Annotated in this window: 15 protein-coding genes; 3 read left to right on the top strand and 12 right to left on the bottom strand. The window is 32.1% G+C overall.

From position 1 onward, the window contains the following. Nucleotides 1-92 precede the first annotated feature (92 nt). From G5V56_RS04495 to G5V56_RS04465, 7 genes are all read right to left on the bottom strand, one after another. Nucleotides 93-1,592 carry a P-loop ATPase, Sll1717 family gene (locus G5V56_RS04495; protein ID WP_166962083.1) on the bottom strand — a complete coding sequence of 500 codons (1,500 nt, stop codon included), beginning with the start codon at nucleotides 1,590-1,592 and terminating at the stop codon, nucleotides 93-95. A gap of 159 nt (nucleotides 1,593-1,751) precedes the next feature. Next, nucleotides 1,752-2,861, bottom strand: a complete 1,110-nt coding sequence (locus tag G5V56_RS04490; protein WP_166962080.1) for a DUF4236 domain-containing protein — start codon at nucleotides 2,859-2,861, stop codon at nucleotides 1,752-1,754. Nucleotides 2,862-3,023: 162 nt separating this feature from the next. Beyond that, on the bottom strand, nucleotides 3,024-3,851 hold the full coding sequence (locus G5V56_RS04485) for a hypothetical protein (protein ID WP_166962077.1): 828 nt from the start codon (nucleotides 3,849-3,851) through the stop codon (nucleotides 3,024-3,026). A gap of 149 nt (nucleotides 3,852-4,000) precedes the next feature. Continuing rightward, nucleotides 4,001-4,546 (bottom strand): toxin-antitoxin system YwqK family antitoxin, encoded by a 546-nt coding sequence (locus tag G5V56_RS04480; RefSeq protein WP_166962074.1) that lies wholly within the window; start codon nucleotides 4,544-4,546, stop codon nucleotides 4,001-4,003. Between the two features lie 145 nt (nucleotides 4,547-4,691). Then, a complete protein-coding gene (locus G5V56_RS04475; RefSeq protein WP_166962071.1) occupies nucleotides 4,692-5,705 on the bottom strand; it encodes a DUF2268 domain-containing putative Zn-dependent protease in 1,014 nt (337 codons plus the stop codon). A gap of 439 nt (nucleotides 5,706-6,144) precedes the next feature. Beyond that, on the bottom strand, nucleotides 6,145-6,492 hold the full coding sequence (locus G5V56_RS04470; protein ID WP_166962068.1) for a hypothetical protein: 348 nt from the start codon (nucleotides 6,490-6,492) through the stop codon (nucleotides 6,145-6,147). Between the two features lie 13 nt (nucleotides 6,493-6,505). Then, entirely contained in the window at nucleotides 6,506-7,408 is a 903-nt protein-coding gene (locus tag G5V56_RS04465) for a hypothetical protein (protein ID WP_166962065.1), read from the bottom strand. 129 nt (nucleotides 7,409-7,537) lie between these two features. Here G5V56_RS04465 and G5V56_RS04460 point away from each other — a divergent pair, with 129 nt between their 5' ends. Continuing rightward, a complete protein-coding gene (locus tag G5V56_RS04460; RefSeq protein WP_166962062.1) occupies nucleotides 7,538-7,945 on the top strand; it encodes a helix-turn-helix domain-containing protein in 408 nt (135 codons plus the stop codon). 200 nt (nucleotides 7,946-8,145) lie between these two features. On the opposite strand, the gene G5V56_RS19025 is transcribed toward G5V56_RS04460, so the two are convergent. The 5 genes from G5V56_RS19025 to G5V56_RS04435 form a co-directional block, all read right to left on the bottom strand. Then, nucleotides 8,146-8,721, bottom strand: coding sequence for a BfmA/BtgA family mobilization protein (locus tag G5V56_RS19025; protein WP_240911216.1), 576 nt, complete (start codon nucleotides 8,719-8,721; stop codon nucleotides 8,146-8,148). A gap of 464 nt (nucleotides 8,722-9,185) precedes the next feature. Then, nucleotides 9,186-9,383: a hypothetical protein gene (locus G5V56_RS04450; protein WP_166962059.1), complete on the bottom strand. Its 198-nt coding sequence runs from the start codon at nucleotides 9,381-9,383 to the stop codon at nucleotides 9,186-9,188. A 15-nt stretch (nucleotides 9,384-9,398) separates the two neighbouring features. Then, entirely contained in the window at nucleotides 9,399-9,848 is a 450-nt protein-coding gene (locus G5V56_RS04445) for a JAB domain-containing protein (protein WP_166962056.1), read from the bottom strand. Between the two features lie 81 nt (nucleotides 9,849-9,929). Then, nucleotides 9,930-10,289, bottom strand: coding sequence for a single-stranded DNA-binding protein (locus G5V56_RS04440; protein ID WP_166962053.1), 360 nt, complete (start codon nucleotides 10,287-10,289; stop codon nucleotides 9,930-9,932). Between the two features lie 53 nt (nucleotides 10,290-10,342). Continuing rightward, nucleotides 10,343-10,564 carry a hypothetical protein gene (locus tag G5V56_RS04435; RefSeq protein WP_166962049.1) on the bottom strand — a complete coding sequence of 74 codons (222 nt, stop codon included), beginning with the start codon at nucleotides 10,562-10,564 and terminating at the stop codon, nucleotides 10,343-10,345. 489 nt (nucleotides 10,565-11,053) lie between these two features. On the opposite strand from G5V56_RS04435, the gene G5V56_RS04430 reads away from it, so the two are divergent. Further along, nucleotides 11,054-11,311 carry a hypothetical protein gene (locus tag G5V56_RS04430; protein ID WP_166962046.1) on the top strand — a complete coding sequence of 86 codons (258 nt, stop codon included), beginning with the start codon at nucleotides 11,054-11,056 and terminating at the stop codon, nucleotides 11,309-11,311. Between the two features lie 264 nt (nucleotides 11,312-11,575). Continuing rightward, entirely contained in the window at nucleotides 11,576-16,405 is a 4,830-nt protein-coding gene (locus tag G5V56_RS04425) for a RecQ family ATP-dependent DNA helicase (RefSeq protein ID WP_166962043.1), read from the top strand. Nucleotides 16,406-16,467: the final 62 nt, after the last annotated feature.

The following is a 16,467-nucleotide window of genomic DNA, read 5'->3' as shown; positions in this document are numbered from 1 at the left end:
ATGATTTTCCGTCGTTACCGAAAGATAGCAAATTGCAATGAATTCCGATTAGGAATTCAGCCCCAATGAGATATACACGGCACAGTAATGTTCTAATTTACAGTAGCAACTCCTTGCAGTATTTCCAAATATGGTCGATATAAAAAAGGGACTTTATATTTAGTATTATCAGCTATACCTCTTGGTTCGAAAAATCCAATTTTCACTAATTCTTTTGCCATCTCTAAGGTTTTATCCTCATCTGTTTTCCATTTAGTCTTTAGCGTTTTTAACGAATGTTCAGCTTTATCACCTCTTAATGCCTCAATGTATTCTTTTAAATCAGGAAACTCTGCATATATTGTCTGCTCTAATCGTTGCTTACTTACCTCGTTAATTGATTCTTTTAAAGCTTGCCTTGATATTATTTGATTCCCTTGTAAATCATTAATGCCTGTTTCAAGTCTCTTTATTTCTATAGTTTTAGCATGACTTAACAATTGAATAAGTTCCCTTGGAGTGTTTATTCCATTACCATCTCTTGTTCTTGAAATAATCCAATCCAAAGTCGTCGGTTTTTTTGAACCCAAGTCTACTTGACTTGGAAATAATGTGTAAAAAACTTTTTCTTGTTTTTTAATGTCAGATAAAATTAAATCTTTGTCCAAATTAAGATTGTCGACAATATGTTTATTATCTAATATTCGGCGAATTATCATATTCAATAGAGTTTCTTTTGTCCAACTTAGGCTTTGGAATCTCGTAATATGACTGGCTTCTCGAAAACCACCTGACGTGATTTTTTGCCAAATATCATCTCGAAGAAATATTTTTATTTGAATTTGAGAATACTGAGCAAGATCCAAGTAAACTTTAAATAGAGCTCTTAACGCATTTGCTTCTAATTCTTCACTTTCGGTAAAAGCAACATCCAATCTGTCAATAATTATCCAAAGCTTAATATTATTGTTATCTAAGCATTTTGTTAATAAATCATAAACATGTTCAATAGGTATCAGACCATTTTCAAAATCAGTTTTTGAGGGCTCTCCAAAGGATAATGAAAACTTTTGACCTGTATACATTCCAGTTAAAGGATCTATTTCAGCAGTTGTACTAACTTCTTTACTATTCCGGAAAGATTTCATGAAATCATAACATACTTTTAGAAAACTAGCAAGTTTATTTTGAGCAGGAATTAAATTACAATCAATTAAAATATTTCTAATTCTTTTAGCATTATCATCCTGAATGTTATACTCATCTAATATTCTAGAAGTTATTACCAAGAAATATAGTTTCCAAAGCCTTATGAATTCAACTTCTGAAGTTGGTGGGTCATTTTTTAAATTTGAAAATGCAGTATTTCCTGTTGGATTTTCAGCCAGAGACACAAGAATACCATCATCAAACAGACTGTCGATATCATTTGTTAGACTAGTATATAACGCACTTTTTCCAGCACCTTTAGCACCATAAACTATGTCATTGGTTCCTCCTCTAATTGATCTCCAGAAATCAGTTTGGAAAAAATAATCATTTAATTTATCAGCTTCCAATTCGGCAATACTTTCTCCGAATGATGTTTTTTCTATTAGTTCTTTCTTTGTCATCTGTAATATTTATTGTGCCAAAACGTTGATGTATATGGAAAGTTGCGTGTTTGAGTGCGAGGATTTTCCGAAGGAAAATCGGATGCAAGCAAACAAAGCAACTCACATTGGTTAAGCTAAAACTAGCAATTTTTTATATACGGTGTTAGCACCAGTATTTTATTCAATATATTTATTATAACTTTCAGCAAATTCCTCCGAATATTCCTCATTACTGAAAAGAAAAACTTCAAAAACTCCAGTATTACTTTTGAATGTCAATTCTCCATATCGTGCTATCGGAATCTTATAATTATCTTTAAATCTTCTGTCAGGCGTTCCGTCTTTGTTTACTTTTGCCCAAGTTTCTCCAACTATTTTACTGTCTTTTGGTATTTTTTCAGTTTCGAGAAAGTTCATTGATTCAAAGGTTAAATTTAATTCGTCAATTTCAATGAGTCCAAAATTTTCCTTGTTATCAAATAGCGCAGCAAAACCTGGATAAATGTAAATATTACTGCCATTTTGATTTTGAAAACACATAGCCTCATAAACCGAATTTAAAAATGGTATTTTCTGATAGCTTATTTTTGTGGGCTTACGTTCTATGCTTCTGTTAGCAGAAGACCGATTGTCATCATTTGGAACTGCGTTAGTCATATCCCAAATGATGGAAGAATTTAATAAATTGTCAAATGCAAGTTTTAGTTTCAAATATTTTTCATCGAGAACTCTATCCATATCAATTTCTATATCAATATGGCATTCTGTAACTTGTTTTTTTAAATTGACTAAATATTCCTTTTTCTCAAGATAATCGTTATCGAACCATTTAATTAAAAAACCGATTAAAAATACTTTTGAAATTATTCTTAAAGTATTTGAATTTTTAACCCTTTTTTCAAGTTGTGAAATCTCTTTTTTAATTGCAACCATTTCTTTGTTAGCAGCAACTAATGTTTCTTTCAATTCCAATAAGCCCTGTGTAGTAACTTCTGAAGCATTTTTACTTTTTATTTCTCCTCTCAAATTTTCTGGAAGGAAATAGTTTTCGGTTTGCTGTGTTTCTGGGGAAAAGTCTAAGGATTTTTGTTTTTTCGAATCCCAGTCAGTAATTTTTTTCCTGTCATAGATTCCAGTTCCAGGAATTCCAGTGTTCAAATAAGCTCCGTCCTTATTAAGGTTAACATTAAATCCTTTAATTCCCAAAGTAGTGCTAATTCCGCTCGCACTAAAGTTTACATAGAAACCCGGAAATAATTTTTGTCTTCTTCTAAATTTTAATCCCATTGTTGTTTGGTCATATTGGTGCTAACGTGTTTGGCTATGGTTTCGTTGCGTGAAAATCCGCGAGGATTTTCCGCCGTGAACCGAAGATAGCAAATTTGCGAGGACTTTCCGAGAGGAAAGTCAGAAGCAATGAACTATAGCCGGTGTTGCCCACAGTATTTTTTATTTCTTTCTCTTTTCTGGAAAAATGTCCCACATAAAAAATTTCTCCATTAATTTCTCCTTCATAAAGTCCTTATTGTCAACCATAAAAAACTTTAGACTTTGCTTTATTTGTTCATCCGAAAGATGATTTGTTTCGGGATGTTTTCTTGCTTCTTTAAGTCCCATTTCAAGTCTTTCAGTAACAACTTCATCCGTTAAGTATTTTTTCTCGTAGTTCTGATATGCAACATTAAAAGCGAATTCAGTGTTGTGGAATCTAAATCGTGATTTGTTATTTGGGTTAGCTTCATTTAGCTTTATTACAGATTCATTAATGTCTAATGAATCTATAAATTCCTCATAGAACGCAGTAAAGTTAATCAGCACTTCGCCTGCTTTCACTTTTTCAAAAGGACCTATAAATCCCCAGAAGGGTGTTCTCAAACTCGGATTTATAGTGGAATAAATATAACCACCATAACACGTAGCCATTGTTAAAAAAAGATTGCACTTACATAGAATATTTAATTCAATTAACCTGTTTTGAAGTTCAATCCATTTTATAATTTCTCCATTTGTTACTTGAACACCATCTTTAGAACCGTGCATCTCAAGATGAATTAAGGGATAAATAGATTTCTTTTCAGCTTCAGCTTTAATTTTTTCAATTGAGTTTAAAAAATCAATTTTGGATTTTGGCAGGAACAGTTCACAATTGGCATACAAATCTTTCTGCCACAATTTTAGCTTAATTGTATCATTGTAAAGTTCCTCTCCAGTTTTTAAATCGTCTGGACGAAGACTCTCAACCACATAAATTTTGTCGAATTTAAAGGCTTCTTTCATATTGTGGGCAACGTGATTGTATAAGAATAGTGCGGTTTTGTGAGCGAGGATTTTTCGGAGGAAAATCAGAAGCTAGCAAAACGCACTAACCCTTGATTAGGCTCTAAACTAAGCATTATTTTTATACGGTGTTGTAAAACGTTTTTTATTCAATAGTTTTTTTCTTTTTTCAGTTCTCCATTTTCAGTATAAGTTTTCCAGAGTCCAACTTTTTTTCCGTTCACTGTTTGTCCTTCTTTAAACAAATAACAAATTTGGAGCTTATATGAGCATTTATAATATTTATCATTTCTTTTAAAACTAATATGCTTGTCTGAATCGAAAAATTCAGTCAGATTATCTGCGTTTGAGTCGATTTCAGTAGTTATGGATTCAGAGGTTTTATTTCCTTTTTGGTCATATGAAATCCAAGATAATATATTTCCATATTTTCCTAAAAATACTTCGCTTGCAATTTGTCCGTTTTTATAATATTGAGTTTGTTTTCCCGTATGAGTTGAATAGTTTTCTGATTTATACTTGTAAGTCGTAATTGTGCTTATCCACCAAATTTTTCCATTTCCGTAAAAAATAGTATCAGGTTTAGATTCAATTTCTTTAAGTTCATTTACTATTTTTTTGAACCTATCGGTATATTGAGCATTTGATAAATTACAAATCAGAAACAAGAATATGATTGTTAAAAATGGCTTCATTCAAATGTTTTACAACGTGATTGTATAAGATTAGTTGCGTTGTTTAAGCACCTAATTTAGCAAATACAAACCGAATCGAAAATCCGCGAGGATTTTCGTAAGTAGGCTTGCACTAGCAATTAATTTTATACGGTGTTAGCAACTGCTATTTTAATTCATCAATATATTGAATGTATCCACTTTTTTCTAACACTTCGTTCACAGGTAAATTATAAATGTCTTTCCATGAATCAGGTCCATATTTGTTTACATAGAAATCTATTATTCTAAATCCTAACCAATAAAGCAAGGTTTTTGGTGCATTCATTTCACGACCCAAACCCCTTAACGGGTCTTCGTCTCCTTCATAGAAGAAATATGGTGAACATTTATTATAAACCTCTTTCTCATGTTGTAAATACCAATTCCAGTCATCATCTGTCATTTGCTCAACAGCTTCAGATTTTGAGATTTTTCCATCAAAATACTTGTACGTGTAATAGCAGGCAAATCCTTCGTCAATTGTTAATCTTAAAGGAGTATTCTTATTTGGGTCATTTTCCCTGGTAGGTTCGTAAATAAAATGATTGAATTCATGAGGGATTCCTTCTTCGACCATATTTATTACATCAAAGTTATTATCCAAAAGGTCCAGTATAAAAGCATCGTTTTCCATGCCCCCAAATCCAATGCCTTCAACTGGCGCTAGGATTATGCTTAACCTTATATTCTTTGGTGTACGTCCCGTTAATTTTTTGATTCCAGCAAGACTTGCATTAAGAGTAGAATCAAACTTGCAATCTAATAAAGTATTAACTCTTGATTTAATTGAATCTTTTTTATTCCTAAAAATCTCTTTGTTCCATTTAACCATTCCTTTTTCGGTTGCGAACATATCATGGTCAAACAAGACACCATATAATTCTTTCCAAATTTTCGGTTGTTTATTATAAACCTTATCAATTATCATTATGCTATCAAATGAATCATTTTTGTGTGCAAGAATCTGATATTTAAAAAGATTATAAATTATTATATCATCTACTTTAATACTGTCTGGAACACTCTCGACCTTTTCAAAAATCGATAATTCTTTCACACTTTTGTCTCTTGTTTTTTCATTGCAGCTAAAAATAAAAGTGCAAAGAAAAATTATTAATGTTATTCCTGTTTTTTTCATAGTTGTTGCTAACTAGTTATATCTAAATATAACATACTGTTTATGGTTTTCTGTTTCTGGATAAACGTCATAAACCATCTGTACAAAATACATATTTAAGTTGAATTAGATTGTTGTTATTTATACACGCTATTCCTTTCAAATATAAACAATCGTAATTTATTCTTAAACTATTTCTTACAATTAATTTAAAAACCTTGATGGAAAATACAAAACAATTAATAGTTGTCCCAGAGTCTTAAAGTAATTGCTTATTGACCACTTTCCATACAAATTCTTTAGTGCATTATTCAGGAAGCATATAATTATTAAATATCTTTTTTTTGAATATTTATACAAATAACCGTTGCTTATGTTCTAAAATGCCTTAAGAGTTGAGTTCATTTATATAAAAAACTGTAAATACATACCTTTTAATACAGTATATTCCAGTTAATGATTACTTGTCCAACAATAACTTTTCAATACTATCATAGCTTACCAATTGGGCATCCGGAAGAATACTGTCCACCAAGTCCAATACAGTGGCTATGGTCAAATCCTTTGAGCAATTTGACAGCCTAGGTGAAGCAAAATCGTTCTCACTGTCCAATGCCAAGATACATGTCCTTAACAAGCATGAAATGATATAGCGTAGTTCTCCATTGTCCGAAACTTCAAAGCTCACTTCCTGCATCGTGCTATGAGCCTCCCTCCTATAGTTTTTGCGTACTCTTGGATTCAGTAATTGGATGATTTTCTCTAGTTTTTCTTTGTCGGTTATTTGTGCTGTGTCGTTTGTTTCCATGATGGTATTTTAGTTAGGATGCTTTTTTTTCTTTGGATTCTGAATTTAATTCAGATGGTTGGCAATGGAGTTCTTTGAGCTGTTTTAATTGATCTTTACCAAGAGCCATGGCTTCTTCATAGAAGCGTTCGCATAGTTTAGTTACTTTATGTGCATCATTGTTTGAAAATTCATTTTTGTGCTTGAAGCGTATGATATCTTGGGCATTGCAAAGCATATAATATTGGCGTTGCAGACCAAAGGTCGTCCTTGGGAATATCCTGTTCGGCAATTGTGTGAAATGGCTGCATAGATGCAATAGGTAGTCCAATGAATAATGGTGCGGCTTATATTCCCAAAAGAGATTCAGGAGTGCCAAACACATCTGTTCTATGGCAACGTGTAAAATGGCTAGTTTGGAATTGGGCTCTTCGTTGTCTAAGATGGTATCTATCACTGTTAGCATATAGCCCGCTCGTTTCATTCGGCTCGTCCACCCTTTCTTTATCTCTTTATATAAAAGCCTATGATAACATATCCCATATCGGCTAAACCTCAATAGGGCATCGTCCTCTTTGTACAAGCAGGGGGGTTGCGATATGGTTCGGGTCAAAAAATTATCTCCCATATCTATCCTATCCATGATATTGACAAGGGTATGGAAGATGACATATACTTTACAGCGTTGTTGCATCTTATTATACAAGTATTCCATAAAGTCTCCTTGGCTCTTGCGTGGGGATTTATGTCCAATGATGAGTAAAGTATAAATGACCAGTTTTTGTGGGTTAGTACATCCTGGAGTCAAATAAATCTCTTGCCTCTTTTTTTCAGCATATACACCAATAACATAGATTGAATGTAATGGCAGTTCCTTTTGGATTAAGCCAATAAGTTTCTTCTTAAATGGGAATTTTGTGGGTGTTTTTGTTTTCATGATGTTTTGTTTTTACATAAACTAAAAGCAAAATCGCTACGTACCGAACCAAAACACTTTGTATAATACTACCTTGAATTTGTTTTTTACAAGTAGGATAATTTTTGAAAAAAATCTTATATTTGAAATATGGAAACAGCAACAAAACCAAATCACATAGGACGCAAAATAAGCCGAATCAGAGAGCTTAGAGGTATGAAACAAGAAACCCTTGCAGAAGAACTGGGCATTAGCCAACAGGCTGTTTCTAATTTGGAACAATCTGAAAAGATTGAAGGTGATAAACTGGAACAGATTGCTAAAGTTCTAGGCGTTACTAAAGAAGGCATTGAGAATTTTTCGGAAGAAGCTGTCTTTAATATTATTAACAACACTTATAATAACAATAGCAGTGATAGTTCAACCTTGATTGCTAGTTCAGTAAACTACCAACCTAATTTTAATACTGTTGAAAAAATAGTAGATTTATATGAACGTTTGTTACAATCTGAAAAAGACAAAATTGAGTATTTAGAAAAGCTATTGAAAGAAAAATAAATTTACCTAATTAAGTATATTATTGTAAAGGGAATCATTTCAAAATGATTCCTTTTTTTTATGCTTTTAACTTTGGTAGATGATGATTTAAGATTTCAACTGGAACAGCTATCTGACTTCAAGATGAATCTGTTCAACATGTGCCTGAGCTTTGCGCAAAACTACTGCCCAAATGTTGTTTGATGATAGAGACATAAACACTAATTATTTTTCATTTTATTCTTAATAGCTTCGAACTCTTCTATGGTCATGTCCAATTGCAACTTAGCTTTTCCAAAACTACTTTTCACAATGTGGATCTTGGAAAACAGGATGTCATCAAACTGTTGTTTGGTCTCTTTTAAATCCCTCTGGAGCGTGTTCTTTTCTTTTCGGAGCTCGATAGCCTCTAACGAGGTGGCAAAAAAAGGATCTTTAGAGACCTTGCGCCCCTTTTTGATCTCCACCAAACGGGGCTGTTTTTGTTTGGCTGGTGCTTTTTCAAATAGCAGTTGTAGCATAGCCGTGGTGGGCTTGGTCTGGTTCTTTTCGATATCCTTGATAATAGAGACCAGGGCATTGATCCGTTTTTTGATATTGGCTTCCAAAGTACGCGCATTAGGTCCTAAAGTTTCCTTTGGGGATATCTCATTGTATTGAAAAAAATCCAGCATGGTGTCCATAGCTTCTGTATGGGTTTTAAAGAACCGTTTGGAGAACTCCTGAAAACGCTGTACCGTTTTCTTTTTGAACCGTATGTTACTGAATGTTTTCATTGTTACTGTGTTGCTTTTCATTCGTTTTGCCGCAAATTTTCGCCTGTTTATGAGGCTTTCAAGAGCATTTGCCGCAAAAATCGATTTCCAAAATTGAAATACTCAAAATAAAAATGATTTAAACAACTGTTTTTCAGTTGTTTATGTTAATATCTAATAAAGCAACGCTGCTCCAGCACGTTGCCCTCTTGCTATTCCTTTTCGTCCAGCTCGCTGGACAAATTTTTGTTTCAATCTGACCTAAAAGAGCCAGTTTCCTATTCTGCATAGCGATCCTTATAAATGTATCCAATGAAGCAGTAACATTCAAACGAGGAATGGTTTCAAATGATTGGCTTTAATGACAATCCATATGATTTCCAATAAACCTTTGAAAATAGACGTCTAATTTTTAAAATTGTTATGGATAATTTGCAAAAAAAAGACCTCATTTTTAATGAAGTCTTTACAAAGGGCAGTCGATAATTTAAACACCCATTGGTGCTTCAAATATTAAAAACGTATTGGTAAGCATAGAGATTTTTAATTGCTTCTTCATTCAATAAAGCATCATAATCCAAATGATGTTCTTGGGCGTATTTCTTTAAATCATTTCCAAACTTGTTTTCCACATCTTCCTTGGAAACCGAAAGCAAATGGTTTTGTGTCTCTGCATCGAGGTTATTATAATTCAGATATATCATGACTATCGTTTTAAATTATAAAATACCTTCAACGGCAAAACTGTAATACTCACCATTGGGCACAACAATGATATGGTCCAATACTTTCACATCAAAAAAAGCGGCTGCCTTCTTGATTTTTTCGGTAATCTGTTTGTCAGCTTCACTAGGCTTTAATTTCCCACTGGGATGGCAGTGAGATAAGATTACGCCCACAGACAGTGATTTTAAAATGACCGCAAATAAAATGCGGATATCCACCAATGTGCCTGTAATACCTCCAGTTGACAATTGATAAACGCCCTTGATTTTATTGGAGTTGTTCAATAACAACACTTTAAAGGATTCCTGTAAGGCAATGGTGTTTTTATCCCATGTTTCAAAAAGCAGTTTTCCTGCATCGGCTGAACTTTTGATGCTAGGGGATTTTGAAAGGGCAATGTTTTCTTTGTAGCTTATTTTTATTTCATTAACTTTACTTTTCATTGTTATACTTTTTAAAGGTTAATAATGAAAAGAGGGCACACACTAATTGAAAACTGGTTTTAGTGCCCTCTTTATTTTTGTTTAATGGTCTATTTTTGCCGTATTATTTCTAGTGTCCAATAACAACACTTCATTGACAACGATTTCAGTAATCGTGCGTTTCTCACTTTGTTCGGTTTCATAAGAGCGTGTCTTGAGCTTGCCTTCAATGGCTATCCTATGCCCTTTTCCCACATGTTTTCCAATGATTGAGGCTACCTTGCCCCAAGCCACCATATGGTGCCAGTCCGTTTCTGATTGCTTTTCCCCTTTGGAATTTTTAAAATGCTCATTGGTAGCCAATGAAAATCGTGTTAATACTTTTCCGTTTTCCAAGGTTGTCATGGTTGGGTCTTGCCCAACGTTTCCGATTAATTGTACATGGTTTTTTAATGTTCCCATAATTAAATTGATTTAGTACCTACCATAAAGTAGATGGATTAATATTCAGTGATTTACTTATTGTATCCAGAAGCGTTTTTCTTTTTTGATTTTTTTTTAGTGCCACTTCCTTTTTGGATATTTTGATATGATTTCATAATTCGATGGTTTGATTTACTTCCCGTAGAGCCTTCGCTGTTATCTTTTTTTGATGCTTGGTGTGATCCAATATTCAGGCTTGGTAAGACGTATAAAAAAGAGCGAGGCACGAGCTCTGGCTTTATGCCGTTGTCCAAGAATGAATGTTGTTGTTTTGCGGTCAAAAAAAGGTAGGACAGTAATGGCTCGGAAGTGGATTAAAAGCCTCTGTGAAATTTAAAATAGCAGGAAGTGGGACGCAATGGAATGATGGAATTGCTAAGAAGCTGACTTAATTTTAAAGTTTGGGCTATTGTCCAAAATGTCATGAGTGAAGCGCTTTCCCGAAATGAAGCTTTTTATTGAATAAAGTGCAAATGGGCTGAATGTAAAAACGGTACAACATAATTACATATAAACTCCTTAAAAAAATTTAACTATAAGAACAATTTATGGAAATACTTAATATATTGTAGACTTCCCTAAAAACTTAGTATTTTTAACATGTCTTTTGTTATTTAATCTTCTGATTTAATTGATAAATTTAAGTTTTATTATTATGAAAATACTTACTTTTATAAAGCTAGTAATACCAAAACATTTTTTTAGTATAATTTTTTTAAATTAAATTTTAAAACCAATATAATATGGACGTTAAACAATTTATGAATCAAGTTTTTGAAAAATTTAATTCTCAAATAACTGATGAGATTTTTCTATGCATTGAAAATGATAAAAGCTTATTACATGATTACCTTAAACTAATTGAAACAAATAAGTTGAATGTTCTAAATAGTAATATTGCTAAATCAATAAAAGCTAAATATGGCCTTGAAAATAAAGACTTAAAGAACAAGACGCCAAAAAGCAAACTCATACAATCTTATGAACAATTTGAATTGTAATTTCTTTTATACTTAAACACATCAAGAAAAAACAACATTCAAAACAATAAATAACGTAATTAATTCAAAAACAAAGTTATTAGTCAGAAAACATCTTAATTTAATATAAAGAACAGTTGTAACTCACTATTTAGTCATAAGTTTTCTTATCTATTTTATTGTTTTAGTTTTACTAAAACATATTCCCTCAACATTATTTTTGTTTTTCTATTAAAAACTGAAAAATCAGTAATGCGAAAATATTTTAAATGTAAATATTCCTGAATGACTAACAAAATTCTCTACCTAGATATTGAAACCAGTAAAAAAGGCAAAATCAATGATGTTGGAGCTCTTTTTAATGGTCAAGAATTACACGAAAATCGACTCACAAGACTTGAAAATTGGATAAATGAAACTGAGTATGTTTGTGGCCATAATATTGTTGCACATGATATTCCAATGCTAGAAAGAGTATTAGGAAAGGACATTTTTAAAAATAAAAAAATAGTTGACACACTACTTTGGTCACCCATTCTTTTTAGCGACAACCCTTACCACAAGCTAGTAAAAGGTTACAAAATAGTTAATGATAGTGATTATAACAATCCGTTATCTGATTGTAAATTAACTAAACAACTGTTAATTGATGAACTTAATAAATTTAACGAATTAGATACAAGTATTCAAAACATTTATGCTAGTTTACTATCTCATTCAAAAGATTATTCAGGATTTTTAGAATTAATAAGTTTTCAAAAGGAAACAAAAAATACAAGTTCTGTAATTAGAACTCTTTTTGAAGATAAAGTTTGTGATAGTGCTAATATATATAAAATAGCAGTAGACAGCCCCATTGAATTAGCCTATGCCTTTGCTATAATAAACACTAAAGAAGATAAATCAGTTTTAGCGTATTGGTTATATAAGACTTTACCTAAAACCCAGCAAATCTTAGATGATTTAAGATTTAAAAATTGCGGTAAACCGAGTTGTAACTATTGTAATTCTAACCTTAATCCGAAAAAAGCGCTACAAACTTATTTTAGGTACGATGACTTTAGAAGTTTTGATAAAAATGAAGAAATAAGTTTACAAGAAAAAACAGTTCGAGCAGGTTTAAGCACAAATTCATTTGTTGCCGTTTTTCCAACAGGTGGAGGAAAATCACTCACCTTTCAACTTCCTGCTCTAATGAAGGGGTCGCTGTCTCGTCAGCTTACCGTTATTATTTCTCCTCTTGTATCATTGATGAAAGACCAGGTTGAAAACCTTGAAAAACGATTTGATATTACCAAAGCGACTGCAATAAATGGATTGCTATCACCATTGGAAAGACAAGATGCCATTGAAAGAGTAGAAAATGGAGATGTTCAATTACTTTATTTATCTCCTGAATCTTTGCGATTACCTACAATATTAAGAATATTAAAGCAAAGATCAATTGCCAGATTTGTTATAGATGAAGCACATTGCTTCTCATCTTGGGGGCAAGATTTTAGAGTAGATTATTTATACATAGCAGATTTCATTAAAAGTCTTGAAGAAGAAAGAATGTCTGGTAAAATACCAGTGTCTTGTTTTACAGCGACGGCTAAGCCGCAAGTAATAAAAGATATAAAGGAATATTTTAAAACTAAACTCAATGTAGAATTAGATGAATATATTACCAGATCTTCCCGAACAAATTTAAAATACGAAGTCATTGAAATTGAAGATCCCACTACCAAAATAAATGAGCTCCTTCACCTTTTGGAATATTGTGAAAAGCCTGCTATTATTTACGCATCAAGGACGAAAAAAGTTGAAGAAATAAATCAGTCATTAGAAAAAGCTGGATTTAGTTCAACATATTTTCATGGTAAGTTAGATAAAGATGTCAAGAAAGACTGCATGGAAGCTTTTATGAATAATGAAAAAGATATTATTGTAGCAACTTCTGCATTCGGAATGGGAGTAGATAAAGACGACGTTAAATCAGTAATACATTACAACATATCCGATTCTTTAGAAAATTATGTTCAAGAAGCTGGTAGAGCTGGTAGAGATACAAACATACAAGCCAAATGTTATATTCTATTTAATGAAGAAGATTTGAATAAACATTTTAGTTTGTTGCAGCAAACCAAAATAAACCAGAAAGAGATTCAGCAAATTTGGCAAGGACTCAAGTTCTTATCTAAATATAGAAAAAATAAAAAAATTAGTAATTCAGCGCTAGAAATTGCTCAGAAAGCTGGTTGGGATACTGAAATTCAAGAATTAGAAACAAAAGTAAAGACAGCTATTGCTGCCTTGGAAGATCAGGGATTTTTAAAACGTAAACAAAATTCGCCAAGTATATTTGCAAATAGTTTGATGGTTCCTAATATTGATAACGCACTTAAAATAATTTACAGACAGAAAAACATTACCGAAACGCAAATTCAAAATTGTTCTCGTGTTTTACAACGCATCGTGAAAGATGACGAATGTCGAATTGATTATTTAGCAGACAGAACGGGTTTAAAACTTAACGAAGTTAGGGATGTTATTGATATTTTACGAAATCTAAAAATACTAGGCGACGGCAAGGACTTAACAGCTTTTATTAACCTAACTCAATCAGCCAATAGCTCAAAAAACATAATTCAACGATATCGAAAAATAGAAGTCGCGTTGCAACAATTTTTAACAAAAAACATTAAAATATCAATGAGGCAGCTAAATCAAAATCTCATTGATAAGGGCATTGAAAACACATCAATCGATGCTATAAAGAATATTCTTAATTATTGGGAAATTAGAAATTTTATAGAAAAAAAACGAGTTGATAGAGAAAATGACTTATACCAAATTAAAATTAAACAAGGTGACACTTTAAACGAAGACATTACTTGGAGGCACGAATTAGCAATCGACACCTATGAGCTATTGGAAAAGCTTCAATTAGAGCAAAAAGAAAAGCAAACTTCCTCAGAAAAAAAGGATCTACCTGTTGCTTTTTCAATGTTAGAATTAAAAAATTCTAATCAATTTTTAGGTCAAATTAAAGAAGAGGATATAAAACGCTACGAAAAAACACTACTCTTCCTAAATCAGATAAAATCTATAAAACTAGAAGGAGGTTTTATGGTTTCCTACAATAAGTTGAATATTGAAAACATAGATAACTCTATCCCACGATTTACTATTGAAAACTTCAAAAAAATGGATGACCATTACCATCACAAAACGGAACAGATCCATATTGTTGGTGAGTATGCAAAAAGAAGGATTCAAAATTATGAATCTGCCCTATCCTTTGTTAATGACTATTTTAGCCAACCTTACGACGAGTTTCTAGCGAAGCACTTTCCAAGACGAAAAAAGGAAATTAGTACTCCGCTGACTCCCAAACGTCTTAATGAAATTACAGGAGATTTAGACATAGATCAAGCGCGTATTGTAAACGATGGTAAATCCGACAACATACTTGTACTAGCTGGCCCTGGAAGTGGCAAAACTAAGGTTTTGGTTCACAAAATAGCCAGCCTTTTGTTGCTTGAAGATATTAAGCCCGAACAGTTCTTAATGCTCACGTTTTCAAAAGCGGCTTCTCTCGAATTTAGAGCAAGAACAAGAAATCTTGTTCCCGAATACTCCGGCCTAATAAAAATAACAACTTTTCATGGTTTTTGCTTCCAACTTTTAGGACAGCTTGGCGATTTAAAAAAATCTGAAAACGTGATTCAAGATTGCATAACAGCAATAGAAAATGAAGATATAGATATTTCATCCATTGCCAACAAAAGTGTATTACTCCTAGATGAATTTCAAGATGTAAATCAAATCGAATGGAAACTTATACAAACTATCATTAAAATTGCGACAAATATAAGGGTAATCGCTGTAGGTGATGACGATCAAAACATATATGGATTTAGAGGTGCTTCAAACAAGAATATGCTAGACTTTAAATCAAAATACAATGCCACCTCCTATTCATTAATAAAAAACTACCGAAGCTATTCTCATATAGTAGAATTTAATAATGAGTTACTTGAAACCATACCGAATCGACTTAAAAATGAAATTTTAGAACCTGTTAATAAAAGGGTTTTAAATAAAATAAAATTAATAAAATATAACAGCTCTTACTTGGAAAAATCTCTAGCTGACCATGTTGTATTAGATGGGCAAGTTGGAACTAGAGCTGTATTAGTTAGAACAAATAAGCAAGCTTTAATGTTAAGTACATTTCTTAAAGAAGCTGGGCAGAAAACAAAATTAATTACAGGCTTAGAAGGGTTTAGACTTGACCAATTATTTGAACTAAGATCATTTACAGAATTTCTAAAACAAAAAACGAATAATGCTGGTCTAATTTTTAATAATGAATGGGATATTGCTAAAACATCTTTTAAAACAAAACACCAATCTAGTATTCATTATGATTTATGTTTGGACGTAATCCAGAAGTTTGAATTTAATTATGAAAAACAAAAACAACTTTTTGATTGGTACGAGTACATTCATGAAATAAAAATGGAAGACGCTATTAACGCAGATTCAGATGCGATAATAATTGCTACTATGCACAAAGCAAAAGGAAAGGAATTTGACCATGTATATTTACTTTTAGAGGATTATGACTTTAATGATATAGAATCAAAACGTGTCTTATATGTTGGCAGCACAAGGGCAAAGAAAAGTTTACAAATACATTGTAATTCAACTTTTTTTGACGGATTTAAAACTGATAAACTAGAAATCACAAATTTTGTTGGCAAAACCTCGAAACCAGATCATTTTGAATTGATACTAGGGCATAAAGATATCTATTTAAGTTCTCAAAAATATAGCCAAACTATACGTCGAATAAATACTCTAAAATCGGGCGACTCTCTTAAAAAAGACGTTGTACAATTCCCAAATAACACAGCCCTTGGATTATCAAAAATGGAAGGGGGAAACATACTTATTTTTTCAAGGAATTTTACGGACACCAAGTATAAAACCTTTATTAACGACAACTATCAGCTTGATGATGGAAACGTAGAATATTTGGTCTATTGGTATGATGCTCAAGAGGAAAAAGAGTATAAAGTTGTATTACCTAGATTAAAATTTATAAAAAACAACACGAAAGAATAAATATATACTCCTAAATAGAATCTCTATCTATATTGCAAAAAACGGCCAAAGTGAACCACTGA

The organism is Yeosuana marina (genome assembly GCF_011762485.1).
Classification (GTDB): domain Bacteria; phylum Bacteroidota; class Bacteroidia; order Flavobacteriales; family Flavobacteriaceae; genus Yeosuana; species Yeosuana marina.
The sequence above is the reverse complement of the archived record's forward strand: the minus strand, read 5'-3'. Positions and strand labels throughout refer to the sequence as shown.

Bases quoted from the DNA above. Each gene is read 5' to 3' on its own strand.
- G5V56_RS04495 (WP_166962083.1), bottom strand. From the start codon at position 1,592: ATGACAAAGAAAGAACTAATAGAAAAAACATCATTCGGAGAAAGTATT.
- G5V56_RS04490 (WP_166962080.1), bottom strand. From the start codon at position 2,861: ATGGGATTAAAATTTAGAAGAAGACAAAAATTATTTCCGGGTTTCTAT.
- G5V56_RS04485 (WP_166962077.1), bottom strand. From the start codon at position 3,851: ATGAAAGAAGCCTTTAAATTCGACAAAATTTATGTGGTTGAGAGTCTT.
- G5V56_RS04480 (WP_166962074.1), bottom strand. From the start codon at position 4,546: ATGAAGCCATTTTTAACAATCATATTCTTGTTTCTGATTTGTAATTTA.
- G5V56_RS04475 (WP_166962071.1), bottom strand. From the start codon at position 5,705: ATGAAAAAAACAGGAATAACATTAATAATTTTTCTTTGCACTTTTATT.
- G5V56_RS04470 (WP_166962068.1), bottom strand. From the start codon at position 6,492: ATGGAAACAAACGACACAGCACAAATAACCGACAAAGAAAAACTAGAG.
- G5V56_RS04465 (WP_166962065.1), bottom strand. From the start codon at position 7,408: ATGAAAACAAAAACACCCACAAAATTCCCATTTAAGAAGAAACTTATT.
- G5V56_RS04460 (WP_166962062.1), top strand. From the start codon at position 7,538: ATGGAAACAGCAACAAAACCAAATCACATAGGACGCAAAATAAGCCGA.
- G5V56_RS19025 (WP_240911216.1), bottom strand. From the start codon at position 8,721: ATGAAAAGCAACACAGTAACAATGAAAACATTCAGTAACATACGGTTC.
- G5V56_RS04450 (WP_166962059.1), bottom strand. From the start codon at position 9,383: ATGATATATCTGAATTATAATAACCTCGATGCAGAGACACAAAACCAT.
- G5V56_RS04445 (WP_166962056.1), bottom strand. From the start codon at position 9,848: ATGAAAAGTAAAGTTAATGAAATAAAAATAAGCTACAAAGAAAACATT.
- G5V56_RS04440 (WP_166962053.1), bottom strand. From the start codon at position 10,289: ATGGGAACATTAAAAAACCATGTACAATTAATCGGAAACGTTGGGCAA.
- G5V56_RS04430 (WP_166962046.1), top strand. From the start codon at position 11,054: ATGGACGTTAAACAATTTATGAATCAAGTTTTTGAAAAATTTAATTCT.
- G5V56_RS04425 (WP_166962043.1), top strand. From the start codon at position 11,576: ATGACTAACAAAATTCTCTACCTAGATATTGAAACCAGTAAAAAAGGC.